Below are 19,756 nucleotides of genomic sequence, written 5' to 3' on the forward strand. Positions count from 1 at the left end.
TTCCTTCAATGAGTATTCATAGAGGGAATATACCCAAAGATTGTTTTAATGTCCAAATAGTTATATTAAAAACCTAATTTTTATCACATTTTCTATATGAAAAATGTGATTTATTTCACAATTTTTAGAGGAATCTCTGACGTTTACGGCCGAGATTTTTAAAGTTGACGCATTCAGATACCGGCAGTATGATGCCTTTCTATGCTAGGCACGGGGTATAGCGCAGTCTGGTAGCGCGCCTGCTTTGGGAGCAGGATGTCGGGGGTTCAAATCCCTCTACCCCGATATTTTCGCTTTTTAGTTCTTTTTCTGTTATGATCTAATCACGCTTTTGCACCATCGATCAGTCGTTAGCCTACAATTCTGTTTTTAGTCTTATTTTCCAGCCTAGATCGACTCAACACTTGTGGTTTGTGTGGCCGGGTTTAGGGGTTATTTTATGTCATTTGAAGTTCTTGGCTTATCGGCTGAGTTATTACGTGCTATTCGTGAAAAAGGTTACGTTGAACCCACACCTGTTCAGCGACAGGCGATTCCGGTTATCTTGCAAGCGCGGGATGTTATGCTTACTGCTCAGACAGGCACTGGCAAAACCGCGGCATTTACTTTGCCTTTGTTGCAGCGGTTATTTGTTTCTCGCATCCCCTTACAGAGCCTTGCTAAACCTGTGATTCGGGCATTGATTTTGACGCCCACGCGGGAATTAGCTGTGCAAGTCTTTGAGTGCGTTCGGGCCTACGGTAAATATCTTCCATTGAAAGCTACCGTAGTTCACGGGGGCGTGTGCATCAAGCCGCAGATGAATCATTTGCGACGAGGCGTCGATATCCTGGTTGCCACGTCGGGCCGTCTTCTTGATTTAGTAAATCAAGGTGTTTTAAATCTATCGCGAGTTGGATTCTTCATTTTAGATGAAGCCGATCGCATGCTTGATATGGGTTTTTTACCTGATATTCGCCGAATTTTGAAGCTGTTGCCGGAATCTTGTCAGAATCTCTTATTTTCAGCGACTTTTTCAAAAGAGATTAAAGAACTTACGGATAAATTATTACGTTCACCGATACTGATTGAAGTGGCGCGCCGTAACACGGCTGCAGCACGCATCACCCACGTTGTTCATCCTGTTGATCGTCAGTGCAAGCGTGAATTGCTTTCGTTTATGATTGGCTCCAAGAACTGGTGTCAAGTATTGGTGTTTACGCGAACCAAGCACGGGGCAAACCGTTTGTCACAACAATTGGAGAGCGATGGATTGTCCTCAGCGGCGATTCATAGCAATAAAAGCCAAGCGGCACGAATGCGCGCGCTCACTCAGTTTAAGCAAGGAAAAATTCGGGTGTTAGTGGCCACCGATGTAGCTGCGCGAGGGCTGGATATCGATAAACTTCCCCATGTAATTAATTTTGAGCTTCCGGATGCGGCGAAGGATTACGTCCATCGTGTGGGGCGAACTGGTCGGGCCAATAATGACGGCGTTGCTATTTCGTTAGTTTCTAGGGATGAAATTAGATTATTGAGAGATATTGAAAAACTGTTGCAATCTAAAATGCCGCAGGAAGTGATTCCTGGGTATGAACCTAGCCCTTTTACAAAGGCAGCCCCTGTTCAAGCGGTGCGGCGTGCTCGGAGTAATCAGCGCGGAAAAAATAATGGGAAAAGGACGCGAGCGCGGTGGGGTTGATGGCGAAGTTTCATGTCTTTTAAGAGATTGACGATCTATAAAGTGCTCAGTATGATTTGATTCGCACTTCAGACACTCAGACGTATTAATAGTAGTAGCAACTTGATCCGGCGACGTGGTTACGTGATTATAGCAATACTGCGCCCGTAGCTCACTCGGATAGAGCATCGGCCTTCTAAGCCGAGGGTAGCAGGTTCGAATCCTGCCGGGCGCGTTTCCAGAGGGCAGAAGGCAGTGGACAGAAGACTGATGACAGAAGGTTGTGCAAGCTTCGCTGCGATATATTATAAATTGTCTCAAAGGCACAAAAGAACTGTCCTCTGTCTTGATGGTGGGCGTAGCTCAGTTGGTAGAGCTCCGGATTGTGATTCCGGTTGTCGTGGGTTCAAGTCCCATCGTCCACCCCATTTAAGTTATTTAGGTAGGAGGATTTGGTGGGAAAACAAATAATACCAGTTTTGTTGGCAGGTGGAATTGGGAGTCGGTTGTGGCCTGTTTCTAGAGAAAGCTATCCCAAACAATTCTGTAAATTATTTGATGTATTCTCCTTATTGCAAAAAACAGCGGAAAGGGCCAAGTTCGTTTCTGAAGATTCCGATTTAATTGTCGTTACCAATGATAATTATTATTTTCTCTGCAAAGATCAGCTAGAAGCAATCAACCTTTATAATGTCCATTACGTTTTGGAATCATGTTCCCGAAATACGGCGCCAGCAATTGCGTTAGCGGCTCAGTACGCTTGCGAATATATCCATCCTGATTCTGTTTTGTTGGTGCTGCCTACTGACCATCATTTAAATGATCATGCTTATTTTAAAAGCACTGTAAGAGCAGCTATGAATTTTGTTGAACGAAATAAATTAGTGGTATTTTGTGTTGAGCCACAGTCTCCTAAGACAGGCTATGGATATATTGAAAAGGGCGATGCAGTTGATGAAGGTTTTGAAGTGAAACGCTTTATTGAAAAGCCATCACTGTCCCTGATAAAAGAGTTTCTTTTGCAGGGAAATTTTTTTTGGAATAGTGGCTTATTTTTATTTAAAGCTAAAGATTATTTAAATGAATTAGAGAAATTAGCGAATGACATTTATATCCAAAGCACAAAGGCTTTTCAAGCGACGGAATCAAACCTTGAGTTTTTTAGAGTGAATAAAATATTCGATTCTTGCCGAGCAGGTTCTATTGATTACGAAGTAATGGAAAAGACAAACAGAGCAGTGATGCTTCCATTAAGAACGAATTGGAGCGATTTAGGTTGTTGGTTATCGGTTGGGGAAATGGTGGAAGGCGACGGAGCCGGTAATGTATGTTATGGCGATGTTATGGTGGATAAGTGCCAGAATTGTTTAATTAGTTCAGAAGGGCGGCGTGTAGTTGCTATCGGTGTTAAAGATCAGGTGATCGTGAGCACCCCGGATGCGCTTTTAGTGATTGATAAGGCCTGCTCGCAAGAAGTCAAAAGGGTGGTCGAACAAATGAAATTGCAGCACGACGTTGCAGCCACGGAGCACCCGAGAATCTATCGCCCCTGGGGATTTTGTGAAAAATTGGCAGCAGGGGCTGATTATCAAGTGAAATGTTTAATGGTGAATCCTGGGTCATCGCTTTCCTTACAATTGCATCGTTATCGTTCGGAGCATTGGGTGGTGGTCAGTGGTGAAGCTGAGGTTGTGAAGGGTGAAAGTGTTTTTCATTTACATTCTAATCAATCGACCTTTATTGAAAAAGGGATGAAACATCGGTTAAGCAACCCAGGCGATGAACCACTTTTGATTATTGAAGTGCAGAGTGGGAGATATTTAGGTGAGGATGATATTGTGCGATTGGATGATGCTTATGGCCGTGTAGTTGAATCAGCGTCGTTGTGAAGGGACGGACGACGGACCCCCCACCGGCTTATCAAAAAATCTTTGTAGGATTCTACAAAACGCTTATAGGAATCTGAATTTATGAATGCTGGCGTGAGAAATTGCTCGTGAAATTCCACCAGCGTTTGAATGGGATTGAACCGCGATTTAAACAAACTGCTGGAAATAATATGACTCATTACTACGTCGCATTCTTCTAATGAGTGATGGCCTCGATAGACCACCGCATAAAAACCCATTAAGTATTGATGCAAATCATGAGCGGTCAGCAAACCGCTTTCTAGAAGGGGAGCGAGCATATATGAAATTGCGTCCCAAGGTTTCACTAAGGCCGCCAATAGTGGGGCCGCCTAACCGCTTTAGTTCTAGTGCGATTTCCTGCTCGAGGGTTAGGCGAAAAGCGTTTTTCGCGGCAAAATGAGGAGGAGCCTGTCGAAGTTCGATTTAACTTCGTCATTATGGAATTCTTTTTTTCTTCTGCTTGATTATTTTTAATTTCATCAATCTGAAAAACAAATGGTTCCAAAGGCTCAGGACCGTAATGCGATTTGAGCCAGATTTCATAATAAAATTCCGAAACCGCTGACATGTCAAAATTTTTTGAAAATAGTTACGCCAATGCTTTTCGTAATTTTTTTGTGTTCGGATTGCTATCAGGTTCAATTAATCCAAATTTCTTAAGGAAATTTTCAATTTTTAAGATATAAGGTTTATTGGACTTTGTTTTTAGACAAAAATCAGCTAAAAATAATTGATTGAGTTTATTATGGTAGCCATTTTACCAATAAGCTCGACCCTCCTCACAAATCAATTTGGCTAATTCAGATTCATAAAGACTTCGTTTTCTTAAATTACCATTTTCATCGCAGTCATCAATAAGGACGGCTTCACCGTTTTGAGAACTCCATTTTACAATGCCTTGACCTTCTATAAACTCGTATAAACTCGGATAAATAGGATTAACATTATCAAAAGCAATCGTTTGCGCAGTTAAAATATTTTCGTTAGCGAGCTTCTCCAGGCAATCTGAAGCGGAAATGTATTTAATTACATGCATGCCAAGTTGTTCAGCCATCCTGATATCATCTTCACGATTGTCAATACAAATACAGTTACTAGGTTTCTTATTTCGTTCATGACATATACGTAAAAATTTTTCAATTGATTTCGTCGTTTTCAGATTAGCTGCACTGTAAATCTCAGTCTCTGAAAATAAGTGAGTATTTTCGGTAATATTCTAATACGTTGGGAATCTAAGCTTGGATGGTTTGTTAATGCGATTATTTGATAAGCAGCCACAAATAAAAGTCGCATTAGTTTGCATACTCTTTCATTTAATTGAATTTCTTTATTGTAAGAGTCGCCAGAATTATCAAGTATAACAATACCAAAGAAATAATAATAAGCTTGCTACGCATTCCCTTCTTTTAGGATGATTTCAATCCCCTGCGAAAGATCTTGACAGATATAATCTGGATTCACAGTAATAGGCTCTTGATAATGGTGATCAATAAAAATGGTTTTTTAAGTTTAATATTCTTACTGCCTCAATGTCACTGGGTTGATCGCCAATCATGAAGCTTTTTTGAATGATGACATTGAATTTTTTAATGAGTTTAATAACATTCCTGCTTTTGGTTTACGGCAATGACAGTTATCTTTTTGAGAGTGATAACAAACTTCAATATGATCGATAGGTAGTTCTTGGCGCATTTTATTATGCATGTTTTCAATAGTGGCTAGGGAAGTAATTCCATTCCCTACATCAGGTTAATTAGTGACGATAATTAGTAAATAACCCGCTGTTTTTAGACGTACTAATGTCCTTTTTGTATCCGGAAAATAAGAAAAATCTTCTAAGGTTTTCGGTGCAAAAGACCGACCATTACAAAATTCAGGAACAACAATAACCCCATCGCGATCAAGAAAAACACAGGGTTTTGAACTGATTACCACTTAGTTGCTTGAATCTGTAGTTGAGGGTGCGATACCAAACAGTGCCAAATGACGGCTTGAGAGGCTTCCGCATGTGGAGTAATATGTTTATTATCAACAGACGGATAATAATGAATTCGTCCGCCATTTTCGCAGTATATCCTCCGTCTCGGCTTACAATACCATAAATTTTAGCATTGCATTCTTTTGCATAATCGAGTGCCTGAATTAAATTGACACTCACATTTTTTTCTTTATTGCCTCCGTCGCCGGATAATACCAAGACAGCATCATTTTCTTTGAGTCTACTCGTTTTTAGCCAACTAGAGAAGACTGTTCCCCGTCTTTCGTCATTGGTACGTGCTATTAATTCGGAAATATTGTCAGCAGGAGAGTATGTTTCGATGCCGCAAAGTTTGCGGAAATCATTCACCGCATGGCTAGCATTTTCGGCGCTTCCGTCGACACCAAGAATAAATAATCGACCATTGCGATTGCGAATATCTGCAAAATGCATTGCGAGATTTTCTATTTTTTGATAATTGATATTTGATTGGCGACTTCTTTAACTTGATCAAAGAACAAATTTAGCGTGACTCATGTACACTTCCTTATAACACGGCCGAACTACAATGAATTGAATAACGAGAGGCTTGCGCATCTCGTGCGAACATTTGAACGGTTTCCAATGAATATTGTGTCAGATCCTTTCCGAACAAAGGTAATTTCGCTAGGATGTTGTGTGCGACTGTTATAATGTGACAACCAATACGATTGGCTTGAATAATGTTAAACAATTCACGCGGACTAGCCCAAAGCGGTTCGAGACTTGGTTTTTGAGCTACTATTTCTAGTGTTTTTCGCATGTGATCTTCTGGTCTGGCCCACTATCCGCAACTCTGCCTGCGAATACAGAAACGATACCAGGGGTATCATCAGCAAAGCTTTGGCAAACCTTTTCGACTTGTGCGTGAGTAGTAAGGGCTGTGATGTTGAGAATAATGCCATCCTCCGATAAACGTCTGATGATAGGGCCTGTGAATTCGCCTTCCTTTAGTATTAGTAACAGGGGATTTTGATATTGACGTTATTTCCCCAGCTAGCTATATGGCGTTCTTGATCTTCCATTTCATCGAGCTCATCGGCGAATACTTCGAAAGAGACAGGAAGTTTGGTGATTTGAGTGAGCGCTTGGTGCGCAAAAGCTTCATAATCGACGATCCCTGCTTGGCGCATAAGCGTGGGGTTGGTTGTAAACCCTTTAATATATGGATGTGTTTAAAATTTATCATCTCTTCTAAGTTTGCACCGTCGGCGAATATTTTGACTTTTAACTCACGTAAGCAGTCATTTTCCATCTTACGTTCTTTCAGTTAAGAATTAAATTTGGGGTAGTATACTGCAGGAATTAATTTGTGCCAACTTAGTGAAGTTCATATTGAGTGCAGGGATGCGATTAAATTGCGTTATTTAATTTAATTGATTTTTTTATGCGGCATAGAATTGCTGCATTTCTTTTAAAGGTTAATAAAGGCTAAAAAGGATTATTTATGAGCAAACGATTTTATCGTATATTAGTTACGGGAGGAGCGGGTTATGTGGGAAGCGCATTAGTTCCTCAGTTACTTGAATTAGGTTATCGAGTGACGGTTTATGATACTTTATTTTTTGGCGACGATTTCTTACCTAAAGAAAATCACTATTTAAACATTGTTGAAGGCGACATCCGGGACACAGAGCGTCTTAAATAATGCTTCAAAGATGCCGACGCCGTAATTTCATTAGCTTGCATATCCAATGATGCTAGTTTTAAATTAGACGAAACATTAAGTACATCCATTAATTTAGAAGCCTTTGAGCCGATGGTAAAGCGGCTAAGGCTGCGGGCGTTAAACGTTTTATTTATGCTTCCTCCAGTTCTGTTTATGGTATCTCTGAAACAAAAGATGTCACTGAAGAACATCCCTTGGTACCTTTAACGCTTTACAATAAATACAAAGGAATGTGTGAACCGTTATTGTTTAAACATCAAAGCCCTGCATTCGTTTGCGTAACGATTCGCCCTGCAACGCTTTGTGGCTATGCGCCGCGACAACGTTTGGATTTATTAGTTAATATTTTGACAAATCACGCCGTCAATAATAATAAGATTACTGTTTTTGGGGGCAGTCAGTTACGCCCGAATTTACATGTTCAAGATATGTGTGATTTATATAAATTGTTATTGGTTGTTCCTGATGAAAAAATTGCAGGAGAGACTTTTAACGTGGGTTATGAAAACAAATCGATAATGGAAATCGCACATATTGTTAAAAACGTTGTAGAAGAAGAATTTCCTGAAAAAGCGCCCATTGACATTGTAACGGCTCCGACGGACGATATCCGTTCTTATCATATTAATTCTGATAAAATTAAGTGCTGTTTAGGCTTCGCAGCGAAGTGCAGAATAGAAGACGCTATGCGTGATTTATGTAAAGCCTTTCAATCGGGTAAATTGCCTGATAGCATGACCAACAATCGTTATTTCAACGTGCGTTGTATTAAAGCATTGGAAGTGGTTTGATGAGGAAACCTATTGCTATAGTGACCGGAGGAGCCGGTTTTATTGGCAGCCATATGATTGATCTGTTGTTAGATTGTGGTTTTCAGGTGCGCGTGATCGACAATTTAAGGGGCGGTCATCGACGTAACTTAGAACATCGGGCGAATCATCCTGATTTAACTTTCGAAATTAAGGATGTTTGTGAGTTGTCAGCGCCACATCCGCTGTTTGAAAATGTTGATTATGTTTTCCATTTCGCCGGCATTGGTGATATTGTTCCTTCTATTGAAAATCCCATTGATTATTTACAAACTAATGTGATGGGTACCGTGCGCGTCTTAGAATGCGCGCGCGGGGAATGTCAAAAAATTGGTTTACGCAGCTTCTTCGTCTTGTTATGGTTTGGCGGATGTGCCTACACGAGAAGATGATCTCATTGCTCCCCAATATCCTTATGCTTTATCTAAATACCTTGGAGAGGAAGCGGCTTTTCACTGGTTTCAGGTTTACGGTTTGCCTGTGAATTTTATTCGTATTTTTAATGCTTATGGGACTCGTGTGCGAACAACAGGCGTCTATGGTGCTGTATTTGGTGTATTTTTTAAACAAAAATTAACCGATAAACCCTTCATTGTGGTGGGCGATGGGACCCAGCGGCGTGATTTCTTTTATGTCACCGATGTTGCACGAGCCTTTTTAAAAGCAGCAGAAACCAGGAAAGTCGGAGAAATTTGGAATTTAGGTGCTGGTAATCCGCAGTCTATCAATCGGCTGGTGGAGCTGATTGGTGGTGAAGTTGAATATATGCCAAAACGACCCGGGGAACCGGATTGTACATGGGCTGATATCACTAAAATTAAAAGCGATTTAGGTTGGGAACCGACAATAACCTTTTCTGAGGGTGTTAGTCGTATGATGAGTGAAATTAATGTCTGGCATGATGCGCCCCTTTGGGGTAAAGAATCCATTGCTAATGTAACAGTCGCATGGTTTAAATATTTAGGGAAAAATAAAAAGGATAAAGCTGATGTTGCTGAAACAATACCGTCATAAAATAAAAACACTTGAGTAATTATGTGAAATAGTAGGTCAATTCCCGCGAGAGAAAACTGTCGTAATGTGTCATGGCGTATTTGATGTCGTTCATCCGGGGCACTTGCGTCATTTGCTTTATGCTAAAAGCAAAGCGGATATTTTGGTGACTAGTTTAACGTCCGATCGGCACATTGTTAAGGGACATTATCGTCCTCACATTCCGCAAGATTTGCGTGCTGCTAATTTAGTGGATTTTGAAATGGTCGATTATGTGCTTATTGATAAATATCCTACCCCTTTGCAGACCATTCAAGCATTTCAGCCCGATCTTTTTGCAAAAGGTTTTGAATATATTTCGGATGCTCTTCATCCCAAAACAGTTTAGGAAGAGGAATTACTTAAAGCCTACGGCGGGAAAATGTTATTTACGCCTGGCGACATCATTTATTCATCTTCAGCGTTCATTAATATGAACGAGCCCGATGTTCGGTATGAAAAACTAGCTACCTTATTAGAATATCATCAGGTTTCTTTTGCTGATATCGAACGCGCGTTGGGTGAAATGAAAGAAATTCGCGTTCATGTGGTCGGAGATACGATCATTGATGAATTTAACTATACGTCAATGATTGGTGGCCAAACGAAAATACCGACGATCAGCGTACTCATGAATCACAAAAAGATTATGTGGGTGGTGCTGCCATCGTCGCGCAACATTTGCAGTCGGCTGCCGCGCAAGTGACACTTACAACGTTGTTAGGCGCTGATGATCGTAAAGATTTTACCTTGGACGTGTTGTCCAAAAATGAAATCAAAGTTAACGCTATTCTCGATGAGAATCGTCCCACCACTTACAAAAATGCAATTATTACTGATGGTTATCGGTTAATTAAAGTTGATACTTTAGATAATTCCAGCATCAATGACGATTGTTTAGCGCAATTTGAAAAGGCGATTGACAAGACCGATTGTGATGTTGTTATTTGTAGTGATTTTCGTCACGGCATATTTAATCGTCGTACGATCGATCGTCTGTTAAGTGTGATTCCACCTCAAGTGTTCAAAGTGGCGGATAGTCAGGTGGCAAATCGGTAGGGAAGTATAAGCGAATTTAGAAATTTCGATTTAATTACGCCCAATGAGCGGGAAGCGAGATTTGCACTGGCTGATCAAGATTCAGGGATAAGACCATTAGCATCGAAATTGTACGATATTGCCAATTCTAAAACTTTGATCTTAAAGTTGGGTGAAAAGGGTATTTTGACTTATTATAACAGCGATCATGAAGCCCTCGATTCATTTTTTGTGGTTTCCGTTTTGTGGATCGTGTTGTTGACTGTGTGGGTGCTGGTGATGCGCTTTTGGCTTATGTAGCGCTTGCTTTAGTGAAAGGAGCAAGTCCTGTTATTGGAAGCATTCTGGGAGCTGTCGCGGCGGCTTGTGAATGTGAAATGGAAGGCAATCAGCCAGTGACGCCTGATAATGTACGGGAAAAATTATTAAAATTGAAAACGTATTTGGATTCGTCGGATTTCCAATTGATAAAAGAAAATGAGCCGCTGGTAACTTAAAAATGAAAACCCTTGTTGTCGGTTTAGGTGTACAAGGAAAAAACGGCGATTTTTTGCAGGAAATGATTATGTTGGCTCTGTTGATCCTATTAATCACGAAGCTAATTACGCCGGTATCCATGAGGCGTCCCTACCAGATTACGAGGCGGCGTTAGTTTGGTTGCCGGACGAACCTAAATATGAAGTCATTCACTATCTTTTATCACACGATAAGCACGTTTTGGTGGAAAAACCCCTGTGGACGCCAGAACGAAAGCAATTATTTGAATTGAAAACATTAGCACAAGAACATAACGTCGTTCTATACACCGCTTACAATCATTCCTTTGAGCCACATATCAAGAGTATTTCCAAGTTGCTAAAGGAAAATGTATTGGGTGAGGTTTACCGATGCCGTTTGTTTTATGGGAATGGTACAGCTAAATTAGTTCGCGATTCGGGGTGGCGGGATGCCGGTGGTGGTGTGTTAACGGATCTTTGTTGTCATTTGCTTGATTTTGTGGATTATTGGTTTGAATTGCGTGATACTAATTACGTTTGTATCGATGCGCAATGTCATGAGAATAATGCACCGGATCATGTTGTCATATTGAATCGTGTCGCTAAGATTAAAATTGAATTTGAAATGTCGTTGTTGTCTTGGCGTAATTCATTTTATTGCGACATTTTCGGTGAAAAGGGCTCGCTGCATATTGATTCGTTGTGTAAATGGGGCCCCAGCCAGTTGATTTATAGACAGCGTGTTTTGCCGAGCGGAAGGCCGATAGAGAAGACGACTACATTGATTCAAAGCGATCCTAAAAGGAAGTTGATTCGTGCACAGTACAGTAGTTGGTTTTTATGGAATGACCTATTTGGGTTTAGTGTCAGCTGTTGCTGCAGCTAGTAAAGGCTATCAAGTCATCGGTTATGATCCGAATGAAACGTTGATTGCTGAGCTTAAGTAAAAAAAATACCCCATCGAAGAACCTCAGTTTCCTGAGTTAATGGTGGATAATGTGGATCGTTTGCGTTTTATGGTGGAGTTAGATCAGTTGCTAGCAGCGGAACTTATTTATGTGGCGATCGATGTGCCAACGGATGCTGAAAATCACAGTGACTTACAACCCATTCGTTATGCGTTGGAGCAACTTCAGCGACGGCTATGTTGTGAACAGATTGTGGTTGTCCTGTCTCAGGTTCAGGTTCATCCGGGATTTATTCGGGCGGCGGAGTTTCCGGCGGAACAATTATTTTATCAAGTGGAAACGATTATTTTTAGTCGTGCGATAGAACGTGCGACTAAACCTGAACGATTCATTGTGGGTTGTTCAGATCCTACAAAAAATTTACCTTCTTGTTATCATACCTTTCTGAAAAGTTTTCATTGCCCCGTATTAACAATGCGTTATGAGAGCGCTGAACTGGCTAAAATTTCTATTAATATGTATTTGGTCGCTACCGTAATGACCAGTAATTTGCTGGCTGATTTGGCATCCGCGGTGGGCGCAGATTGGCAAGAGGTAGTATATACTGGCTTTGCGTTTAGATAAACGTATTGGTCAGTATGCGTATTTAGAACCGGGATTGGGAATTTCGGGTGCTAATCTTCAGCGAGACATGGTGGTAATTAAACAATTGGCGCAACAATACAGCACACACGCTGAGCTTGTAAAAAGGTGGTTGGCGGACAGTGATTATTACAAAAATTGGGTTTGGCGTTACTTACAAACTGAAATATTTTCAAAAATAGATGCGTCGATCGTCGCTATTTTGGGATTGGCTTATAAAGCGAATACACATAGCATTAAAAATTCACCGTCAATCGTGTTGATCAATTTATTAAAAACAACAAAATCGCAGATACAGGTTCATGATCCTGCTGTGAAAAAAGAGAACATAGAAGACACCGCCACTCACTGCGATTCCGCTTTGAAAGCGTTGTAGTCGGCCGATGTGCTTGTTATTATGACGCCCTCCTGGTTAGATTACTCGAAATTAACAGCTAGCGATTTTTTAGCGCACATGAGAGGTCGAGTTATTATTGATCCGTATCGAGTTTTAAACCATGAAGCGCTTATCCAGCCAGGATTTTACGTTCATACGTTGGGAGTTAATTTGAATGCCCTAAAGGAAAAAGAGGCTACTTATGCTTGAACATTTACAAGGCGCACGTACCCCATCACGTGTAGCGGTTTTAGGGGCAAATGGTTTTGTGGGACGAGCGTTGTGTCAGCGTTTAAAGCAAGAGGCAGTCAATATGCTTGAACTGATTCGACAGCAAGTTGATTTATTAAATCCAGGTCGACAGAGCAATTATTAAAGCAATTACAAGCGGGCGATACGTTAGTCATAACAGTAGCAGAAGCGCCTTCTAAAAATGCAGCTATCCTTTATCGCAATGTGCGTATGATGAATGTTGTTTGTGAGGTCTTGCAAAAACAAGCTATTCAACAAGTCATTTATATTAGTTCTGATGCGGTGTATGCTGATAGTGATCAACCCTTGACAGAAACCTCGGTGATTGCGCCGACTTCCCTCCATGGTGTCATGCACTTGACGCGTGAAATGATGCTGCAATCTGTTTGTTCTGAAAATAATATTTCATTAGCCATTCTGCGTCCTTCTTTGCTTTATGGTGCTGAGGATCCGCATAATGGTTATCGCCCTTTTGACATCACCGATTGTCAAAAAGCTTTTCCTGATTTTTCTTACACAGGCATTGAGGATGGTTTGCGGTATTCATAGTTGAAAATGAAGGTTTTCAAGAAGGGGACGCTCTAGCCATGCCAGAAATTAATTTGTTAAGCTCACTACCAAAAGTGAAACGCAATGTTCAGGCGCGTTTAAATTCGAAAGATCCAGAAGTAGTTCGCATTTCAAAACAATATGGTGATATGTATTTTGATGGACCACGTTGTTACGGCTATGGTGGTTATCGATATGATGGGCGTTGGGTTCCAGTCGTCAAAGACATGGTGGATTACTTTAGATTAAAAGCAGGTGATCGTGTGTTAGACATTGGTTGTGCAAAAGGATTTTTAGTTAAAGATTTCATGAAGGCCTGTCCGGGTTTGGAAGCTTATGGTATTGATATATCCGAATACGCGCTAATGAACTGCGAGCCAGAGGTCGTCGGTCGTTTACATTTGGGAAACGCGGATCATTTACCTTTTCCCGACAACAGTTTTGATGCGGTTATTTCTTTAAACACGGTACACAATTTGCCGCGTGAAAGGGTAATCATTGCCCTGCGAGAAATTCAGCGTGTTTCTGGTGGTAAGGCGTATATTCAAGTAGATAGTTACCACACACCAGCACAAAAAGCGCTTTTTGAAAATTGGGTTTTAACGACGGAGTTTCATGATTACCTAGAAGGGTGGATTAAGGTGTTTGAGGAAGCGGGTTATACGGGGATTACAATTGGACGCTAGTTTAAAAAGTTAATGGCGCTACTTTAATTTAAAGTATTTTTTAAATGCTCCTTTCAATTTTTCTCGCCAACCTTTTTTCTCTAAATCTTGCGTGCTGGGCTCAGTGATGGGAAAGCTTTTGGTCGCCGTTTAACGACACGTGGCTCAATTCGGCCAGGCCTAGGCTTATTCCCAATTTTATTTTGCACGATTAATTTTAGCATTTCGGCGTATAGTCCTTCATTTTTTTCTTTATTTGTACTTAAAAAATAGCGTGAGAACGAATTGATATGTTGCACCATACCCTTAAAACTTATTTTGGATCAAGTTGATCCATGTGCCTCGCAAGCTTCGGCTATTATAATTCAAATAAAGTTGTAGGCGAGAAAATGAATACCAATTTTTTTCTAATCATTTCGGGTGTTTTACAAGATAAGAAATCCATTTCCATGATTTCTTTGATACTTTTTGATTAATCTCTACTGCGCATCTTCGTTCATATATTTTAGCCATTCTCTCTTGTGATATTTTTTAGCATTTAGCAAGGTTGTTACATAAATGCTGCTGTTTACCTTAAACTCTCGTACCTGAATTTCGGATGGATATAAGTTATATTATCCTTGCGTCATCCACGCTGCTTTATTCGGTTTTTTCGAATTAACAACGTGATCATTTTTACCCATCTTGATGCCAGTTAGAAAATCATAGTGACGTTGTGCATGATCACGAAAAATACCATCACTACCAACGGTTAACGACATGATCATTACAAATCGTATGTTTGGAAAATCCCAAACCCCTTTTTCTGATTTTTAACGTGGATATTCACTTTGATTGGCCGTCGTGTATCGTTTCTTCGCGAACCAATAATAAAATTGGAAACTGATTTCACCTTAAATCAATAGGTTGAAATTGCACGGCGGTTTAAGGTAGCACCATTGAGATCTGACTCTCCTTCTCGACCATAAAAAATTAATAAAATCAATAAGTTAATAGATAGTGTTTTTATTTATAATTTATATTTCGATATTTTTTTAAACCGTTAAAAGCGAGGAGTAAGAATGAAATTTATAATTTTTGCATCTGCTTATTTTAATGGCTTAGGGAACTATTGCTATCAAAACAAGGTTGGTTCGTCTGGTTTTACTTGGAAAATTTATTTAAGGAATTTCGACCCTTCAAAAAATTCAGGGAGCGTGTTGCATAAAGCTGCTATGTGGGGCCAAGGTGTTCGCCCCCCTGTGCCACGGATTGGTTCGGCAACTCATCCGGTACTCTTACCCTAGACATAGATAGAAAGACTCAAAGTATTCACATTTATGTTCGCGGAACCGGTGCTTGTAGCGCTAATTATCACAAAGGATGAGGTGTGAACGTATTAGGGGTCTTTGACCCCTTCTGCTTCCGTAAGGTAGCGCCATTGGTTTAAAAAGTAAGATTTTCATTGACCTCCTTTTTAACTAATTCAAGTTCGTTTGCTAAATCTAGAAAACATTTAGCTTCAAAAAATCTGTTCGTTTTAACCGTTGCCGCGACGTCATAAAGCCCATATCTTTTTAATAGCTCCCCAAGTTGAGAATCCGAACTTTTATGCAGTTCAGTTATTATTGGTAATATATCAGTTATCTGATTTCTAACGGTCTCTTCTATTTCGTCTTTTAGGTTAGTAGTATTTTGTTGCTGATAATATTCTCGGAACATTTTATTTGAAAAGAGTTGGGATATCGAGGGCAATCTATAATTTTTAAATTGTTCGTACAAATCCCATATTTCAATTAAAAATTTTTTATATAATGGTACCGGATTGTGTTCGCGTCCATTCATTTTAATGGCTTTGGTTAAAAATTTAACGCATAAGCCTACCTTTTTGTAAAGGAGACTAAATAAAGCGCCTTTATATAATTCGTCAAGATTTTTATCTTTAACTAAGAGATCAACCTTTTTAAGATACAGTGCTTCTGCGTACAACGGTTGTTCTAATCCCCTAAATCCGAGAGGTAATGAGATTGGAGCGCATCGACCAAAACTTCCTAAATCGATTAGTTCAAAACCCATGCTTTCTAACAAAGAGTGAATGTCAAAAAAGTTTTCTGATCTTGATATAATTTTACAAATTCGACTTCTAACTGTATTCCTATGCAATTATTCAGTAGAAAGTCTTTTGCGCCTTCTAAAATATCATATTTGGTGCCTTGTACGTCTAGTGATAAAAAGTCTAAACCGACATTCTGGGAGCGTTTTAAGGCTTCTTCTAATGAAAGTAAATTAAGTTCAATCGATATCGCTTTGGTTTTAGCGGTAATCGCTGTTTCAATTTTTTCAGGATCAATCATATAACCATTTTCACTGTCAACCAAACAGGAGTAGCGCCTGCTTGGATAATAGCGCCTACGGATGCAATAAAAGTGTTCGCACAAGTGATGACTTCATCACCCGCACCAATATTTAACATCTTAAAAGACATCGCTAATGCGTCAGTGCCTGTGCCAACGCTGATGGCGTGTGGTACGTTGTGCAATGTAGCAAATCGTTTCTCGAATTTTTCTAATTCTGCGCCTAATATAAAGTCAGCAGTTTTGGTGAATTTACGAAGGTCATTGAGATAAGGTTCAATATCGGCAAACTGACGTTCTAAATAAGAATAGGGTACACGCATTAACAATACTCCTTCTTTTTATTATCTGTCACATTCATGAAAGTGAGTGTGACGAGTGATTTTCTTTCTTCTCTACAATGGGTGGAGAAGAAAACATTTTAATTTTGTTGATAATATAATCTTGCTGTTTGAGATTAAGTTCCGGATAAATGGGTAATGATAGAGCGTGTTGGGAGGTGTGCTCCATGTTTGGGAAGTCTTTTGGGCTACATTGTAAAGTTTTTATCGCAATAGGCTGCCTATAGATCGGCACTTGATAGTGAATGCAAGTTTCAATCCCTTGGGTTTGTAGATATTCTTTTAATTCATTCCTTTTTTCTGCCTTTGTAATATAGGTATGAAAAACGGAATGATATTCGTCATTTGAGATAGGTGGCGTTACAATTTTTGGCAGATCCTTTAATTGTTCTGAATAATGAGTAGCAATTTCAATCCGTCGTTTTGTCCATTCTTTGAAGTGCTTAAATTTTATATTCAAAATAGCCGATTGGATAGTATCCAGACGAGAATTGTTGCTCTAATAATAGCAGGAACCGTCGCTAGAGAGTCCATTTTGTCGGAGAGCATGAATACGATCGTTCAGCATTGGGTCATCAGTAATAATGATGTCGCCGTCTCCGCAGGCGTTTAATATTTTGTAAGGGTGTAAGCTAAAACAACCTATCTTACCGAACGTTCCCACTAATTGGCCTTTATATTTTGCTGAAACCGCTTGCGCGCAATCCTCGCTTCTTTTTTTATCATTAAAGCTTCTTCTCGTGAAGCACAAAAATAAAGACTAGCTTGATTAGCCAGCAGCATTGGTGTTGGTAATAGAATGGAATAAATGCGCCGCCAGCGGGCAGCATCGTTGATGATCGTTTGGTATTCGGAGTCTTTTTTTCTTAAGCCTTGTGACAACCCGGGTACGATGATAATTTTAGCTGTGATAGCCGATATTCTTTACGCCTTGCTTCTGCAATTGCCAACGCCCAATAAAAATTGTAAGTAATGGGTTTTACTTCGAGATCGTAAAAAAAGTACAGTGTATCAGCGGGGCTTTTTTTTGAGCGCCGATAATTAATAATATCCATGGGTTTACATAGAAGTAGATAAATAGCGAACTTAAAGGGCTTTAGATACTTCCCTGTTTTCGTCACAGGCTGTAAGATTTCACGCAGCACTTGCTGCATGAGCCATCGTCAACTTTGCGCCTTGATTTTTGCCTTAATGGCGATTATCTTTTTACTTTGACTTACTTAAGTTTATATAAAAAATGTAGATTACTATATTTTAGATTAAACATGCAAGAATTCCTAAACATTGCAGTAAGCATCTATTTGGTTAATTTTATTGAAAATAATTACAACAATAAAATGGAAAACGAAATCTAGGGAGTCATTTAGTGATAAATGATGGTCAAACTCTCTTAGGGCGTACCATAAAATGATTTATGATGAGAAACTTAATAATGAATACACAGGGTCTGGAAAAGAACGTCAAGTCATTTTATGGGGATTCTCTGCACATTTTGCTCAAATAAAAATATTACTTGAAGCAATCAATATAAACAATAATTGCCTGAACTTATGTAGATAGTGGGGTTAGCGTTTTTTGCACCCTGTTTTTGCTATGTCAGAACTCCAAGGTTATTCAACAACAATAAGTAAGATAAAAACCTATGGTACTCGGAGGTCTAGGAATGCGCTATTGCAGGATTTGATATTTGACTGTGCGCAGTTTGCTAAACAGTCACCATCCTTTGATATCCTTTTTAGGCATATTGCGTCGTACTATCGATATTTTGAATTTAATGCTATTAAACGTGTAAAAGGTATTTTTTTAGCGAGGATAATCAGGAGTTTGTTGCACGGAGTCCTATAGATTATATCTATTGTGCATTTGAGATGATTAGTGAAAAAATCAAAAAACGGTTCGTTATTTCTGTTTTTGACTTTTTATTCGCTATAACAAATATCATTACTGATCATACGCGTGTAAATAAAAAATCTGTTAGATTTTATCAGAAGCAAAATTTTAAATGCACTTTTATTGTGCGTAATCCTTTAGATGTTCTTTTTTCAATACTTAATCAAATTGATATTCTTAAATATGATAGAGATCATCGATTTACAGCCTATTGCGCTTATTATGTTAAAAATTATATGCAAGAAGCCCTCAAGAATATAAATGATTTGTATGTAATAAAATATGAGGATCTTTGTTACCGGACTGAGAAAACATTAAGAGAGTTTTGTGATTGTGTTGGGATTATGGTTTCAGACGAGTTTATTAAAAAATCGAAAGAAAAGGCGCTTTTCAAACAACTATCTAATGCTCCAGAGCATCATTTTACGGGAGGTGGAAAACAGAGGTGGAAAGGGTACTTTACAAAGAAAACATTGAAGCTCTTTAAAGAAATGGGTTTAATTACGTTGGAAGAGCAGATGGGTTACGATATTTTGGAAGAGGGTTTTATTGAAACTCTTTCATATCAAGCTGTTAAGCCTTCTTATTCTCTAATGTGTTTGGAGAAAGGTCAATTAAATAAACAGAATTCCTCAGCTTGTCTACTTTAGGTGTTACTCAAGCAAGTAAAAGACAATTTTAGTAACAGACTCCTCGATAGTCAGTTGATTCGTTTCAATTGTAATCTCTGGTCTAATGCCTCTAAAATTTTTAATTATTCCCATTCGAGCTTTTCCGTAAAGTCCTTTGTTCGCAAATTTCAAGAGGTGCAGAAATGTAAACCTTAATAAAAATTCCTTGGCTTTCCACAATTTCTCCTGCCCTTTTCTTGGTGTCTACATAGAGAGTGATTTGAGCACATATTGCGATGCCACCATGTTTTGTTACTTCAAAAGCAGCAAACGCAATACGTGCAATATTAGCGTCGCGATCTTCGCGCGAAAAACCTAAACCATGAGAGAGGTTTTTGCGAACAACGTCTCCATCTAAAGGAGTGATTTTACGCTCATCCATTTCTTGCAATTTGGCAATCAGTGCTTTTGAGATGGTAGATTTTTTGGCTCCCGACAATCCGGTTAGGAACAGAGTTATACCCTGCTTGTTTTTGGGAGGAAAAGATTTGCGCAAT

The 19,756-nt window shown here is 39.4% G+C and carries 4 protein-coding genes, 3 tRNA genes and 18 pseudogenes; 15 read left to right on the plus strand and 10 right to left on the minus strand.

Annotation, left to right across the window (positions count from 1 at the left end; genetic code table 11):
- Positions 1-18 precede the first annotated feature (18 nt).
- The 6 genes and pseudogenes from OWO34_RS03220 (at position 19) to OWO34_RS03245 (ending at position 3,549) form a co-directional block, all read left to right on the plus strand.
- Positions 19-162, plus strand: a pseudogene (locus OWO34_RS03220) (hypothetical protein).
- Between the two features lie 49 nt (positions 163-211).
- Positions 212-285, plus strand: a tRNA-Pro gene (locus tag OWO34_RS03225).
- A 126-nt stretch (positions 286-411) separates the two neighbouring features.
- Positions 412-1,681 (plus strand): annotated as a pseudogene (locus OWO34_RS03230) (DEAD/DEAH box helicase).
- 140 nt (positions 1,682-1,821) lie between these two features.
- Positions 1,822-1,895 (plus strand) — tRNA-Arg (locus tag OWO34_RS03235).
- A 117-nt stretch (positions 1,896-2,012) separates the two neighbouring features.
- Positions 2,013-2,088, plus strand: a tRNA-His gene (locus OWO34_RS03240).
- A 27-nt stretch (positions 2,089-2,115) separates the two neighbouring features.
- On the plus strand, positions 2,116-3,549 hold the full coding sequence (locus tag OWO34_RS03245; RefSeq protein WP_267256547.1) for a mannose-1-phosphate guanylyltransferase/mannose-6-phosphate isomerase: 1,434 nt from the start codon (positions 2,116-2,118) through the stop codon (positions 3,547-3,549).
- Here the strand turns inward: OWO34_RS03245 and OWO34_RS03250 are convergent.
- The 4 pseudogenes from OWO34_RS03250 to OWO34_RS03265 all read right to left on the minus strand — a co-directional run bounded on the left by OWO34_RS03250 (position 3,535) and on the right by OWO34_RS03265 (position 6,842).
- A pseudogene (locus OWO34_RS03250) lies at positions 3,535-4,967 on the minus strand (hypothetical protein). The gene OWO34_RS03245 and the pseudogene OWO34_RS03250 sit on opposite strands and share 15 nt — an antisense overlap.
- A pseudogene (locus OWO34_RS03255) lies at positions 4,960-5,505 on the minus strand (HAD-IIIA family hydrolase). The pseudogenes OWO34_RS03250 and OWO34_RS03255 overlap by 8 nt, the downstream one beginning before the upstream one ends.
- Positions 5,499-6,091: pseudogene (locus tag OWO34_RS03260) on the minus strand (SIS domain-containing protein). The pseudogenes OWO34_RS03255 and OWO34_RS03260 overlap by 7 nt, the downstream one beginning before the upstream one ends.
- Before the next feature lie 4 nt (positions 6,092-6,095).
- Positions 6,096-6,842, minus strand: a pseudogene (locus tag OWO34_RS03265) (transaldolase).
- A gap of 192 nt (positions 6,843-7,034) precedes the next feature.
- Here OWO34_RS03265 and OWO34_RS03270 point away from each other — a divergent pair.
- The 7 pseudogenes from OWO34_RS03270 to OWO34_RS03300 all read left to right on the plus strand — a co-directional run bounded on the left by OWO34_RS03270 (position 7,035) and on the right by OWO34_RS03300 (position 14,050).
- A pseudogene (locus OWO34_RS03270) lies at positions 7,035-8,047 on the plus strand (NAD-dependent epimerase/dehydratase family protein).
- Positions 8,044-9,079, plus strand: a pseudogene (locus tag OWO34_RS03275) (GDP-mannose 4,6-dehydratase). The pseudogenes OWO34_RS03270 and OWO34_RS03275 overlap by 4 nt, the downstream one beginning before the upstream one ends.
- 28 nt (positions 9,080-9,107) lie before the next feature.
- A pseudogene (locus OWO34_RS03280) lies at positions 9,108-10,632 on the plus strand (PfkB family carbohydrate kinase).
- Positions 10,633-10,634: 2 nt separating this feature from the next.
- A pseudogene (locus OWO34_RS03285) lies at positions 10,635-11,443 on the plus strand (Gfo/Idh/MocA family protein); the annotation flags it as partial.
- A gap of 4 nt (positions 11,444-11,447) precedes the next feature.
- A pseudogene (locus tag OWO34_RS03290) lies at positions 11,448-12,768 on the plus strand (nucleotide sugar dehydrogenase).
- Positions 12,761-13,359 (plus strand): annotated as a pseudogene (locus tag OWO34_RS03295) (NAD-dependent epimerase/dehydratase family protein). The pseudogenes OWO34_RS03290 and OWO34_RS03295 overlap by 8 nt, the downstream one beginning before the upstream one ends.
- Before the next feature lie 38 nt (positions 13,360-13,397).
- A pseudogene (locus OWO34_RS03300) lies at positions 13,398-14,050 on the plus strand (class I SAM-dependent methyltransferase).
- Positions 14,051-14,638: 588 nt separating this feature from the next.
- On the opposite strand, the gene OWO34_RS03305 reads toward OWO34_RS03300, so the two are convergent.
- Positions 14,639-14,791 carry a hypothetical protein gene (locus OWO34_RS03305; RefSeq protein ID WP_267256548.1) on the minus strand — a complete coding sequence of 51 codons (153 nt, stop codon included), beginning with the start codon at positions 14,789-14,791 and terminating at the stop codon, positions 14,639-14,641.
- A 294-nt stretch (positions 14,792-15,085) separates the two neighbouring features.
- Between OWO34_RS03305 and OWO34_RS03310 the strand changes: the two genes are divergently transcribed.
- Complete coding sequence (locus tag OWO34_RS03310) at positions 15,086-15,310, plus strand: hypothetical protein (protein WP_267256549.1); 225 nt, start codon at positions 15,086-15,088, stop codon at positions 15,308-15,310.
- A gap of 139 nt (positions 15,311-15,449) precedes the next feature.
- On the opposite strand, the pseudogene OWO34_RS03315 reads toward OWO34_RS03310, so the two are convergent.
- From OWO34_RS03315 to OWO34_RS03330, 4 pseudogenes are all read right to left on the minus strand, one after another.
- A pseudogene (locus tag OWO34_RS03315) lies at positions 15,450-16,303 on the minus strand (FkbM family methyltransferase); the annotation flags it as partial.
- Positions 16,304-16,686 (minus strand): annotated as a pseudogene (locus tag OWO34_RS03320) (DegT/DnrJ/EryC1/StrS family aminotransferase); the annotation flags it as partial.
- 28 nt (positions 16,687-16,714) lie between these two features.
- A pseudogene (locus OWO34_RS03325) lies at positions 16,715-17,407 on the minus strand (DegT/DnrJ/EryC1/StrS family aminotransferase); the annotation flags it as partial.
- Positions 17,404-17,852 (minus strand): annotated as a pseudogene (locus OWO34_RS03330) (hypothetical protein); the annotation flags it as partial. The pseudogenes OWO34_RS03325 and OWO34_RS03330, both read right to left, overlap by 4 nt.
- Positions 17,853-18,105: 253 nt before the next feature.
- On the opposite strand from OWO34_RS03330, the pseudogene OWO34_RS03335 reads away from it, so the two are divergent.
- Positions 18,106-19,208 (plus strand): annotated as a pseudogene (locus OWO34_RS03335) (sulfotransferase domain-containing protein); the annotation flags it as partial.
- Between the two features lie 130 nt (positions 19,209-19,338).
- Here the strand turns inward: OWO34_RS03335 and OWO34_RS09730 are convergent.
- Positions 19,339-19,755, minus strand: coding sequence for an adenylyl-sulfate kinase (locus tag OWO34_RS09730; protein WP_407647516.1), 417 nt, complete (start codon positions 19,753-19,755; stop codon positions 19,339-19,341).
- Position 19,756 lies beyond the last annotated feature (1 nt).

It is taken from the genome of Coxiella endosymbiont of Ornithodoros maritimus (assembly GCF_907164965.1).
In the GTDB taxonomy this organism is placed as follows: Bacteria; Pseudomonadota; Gammaproteobacteria; order Coxiellales; family Coxiellaceae; genus Coxiella.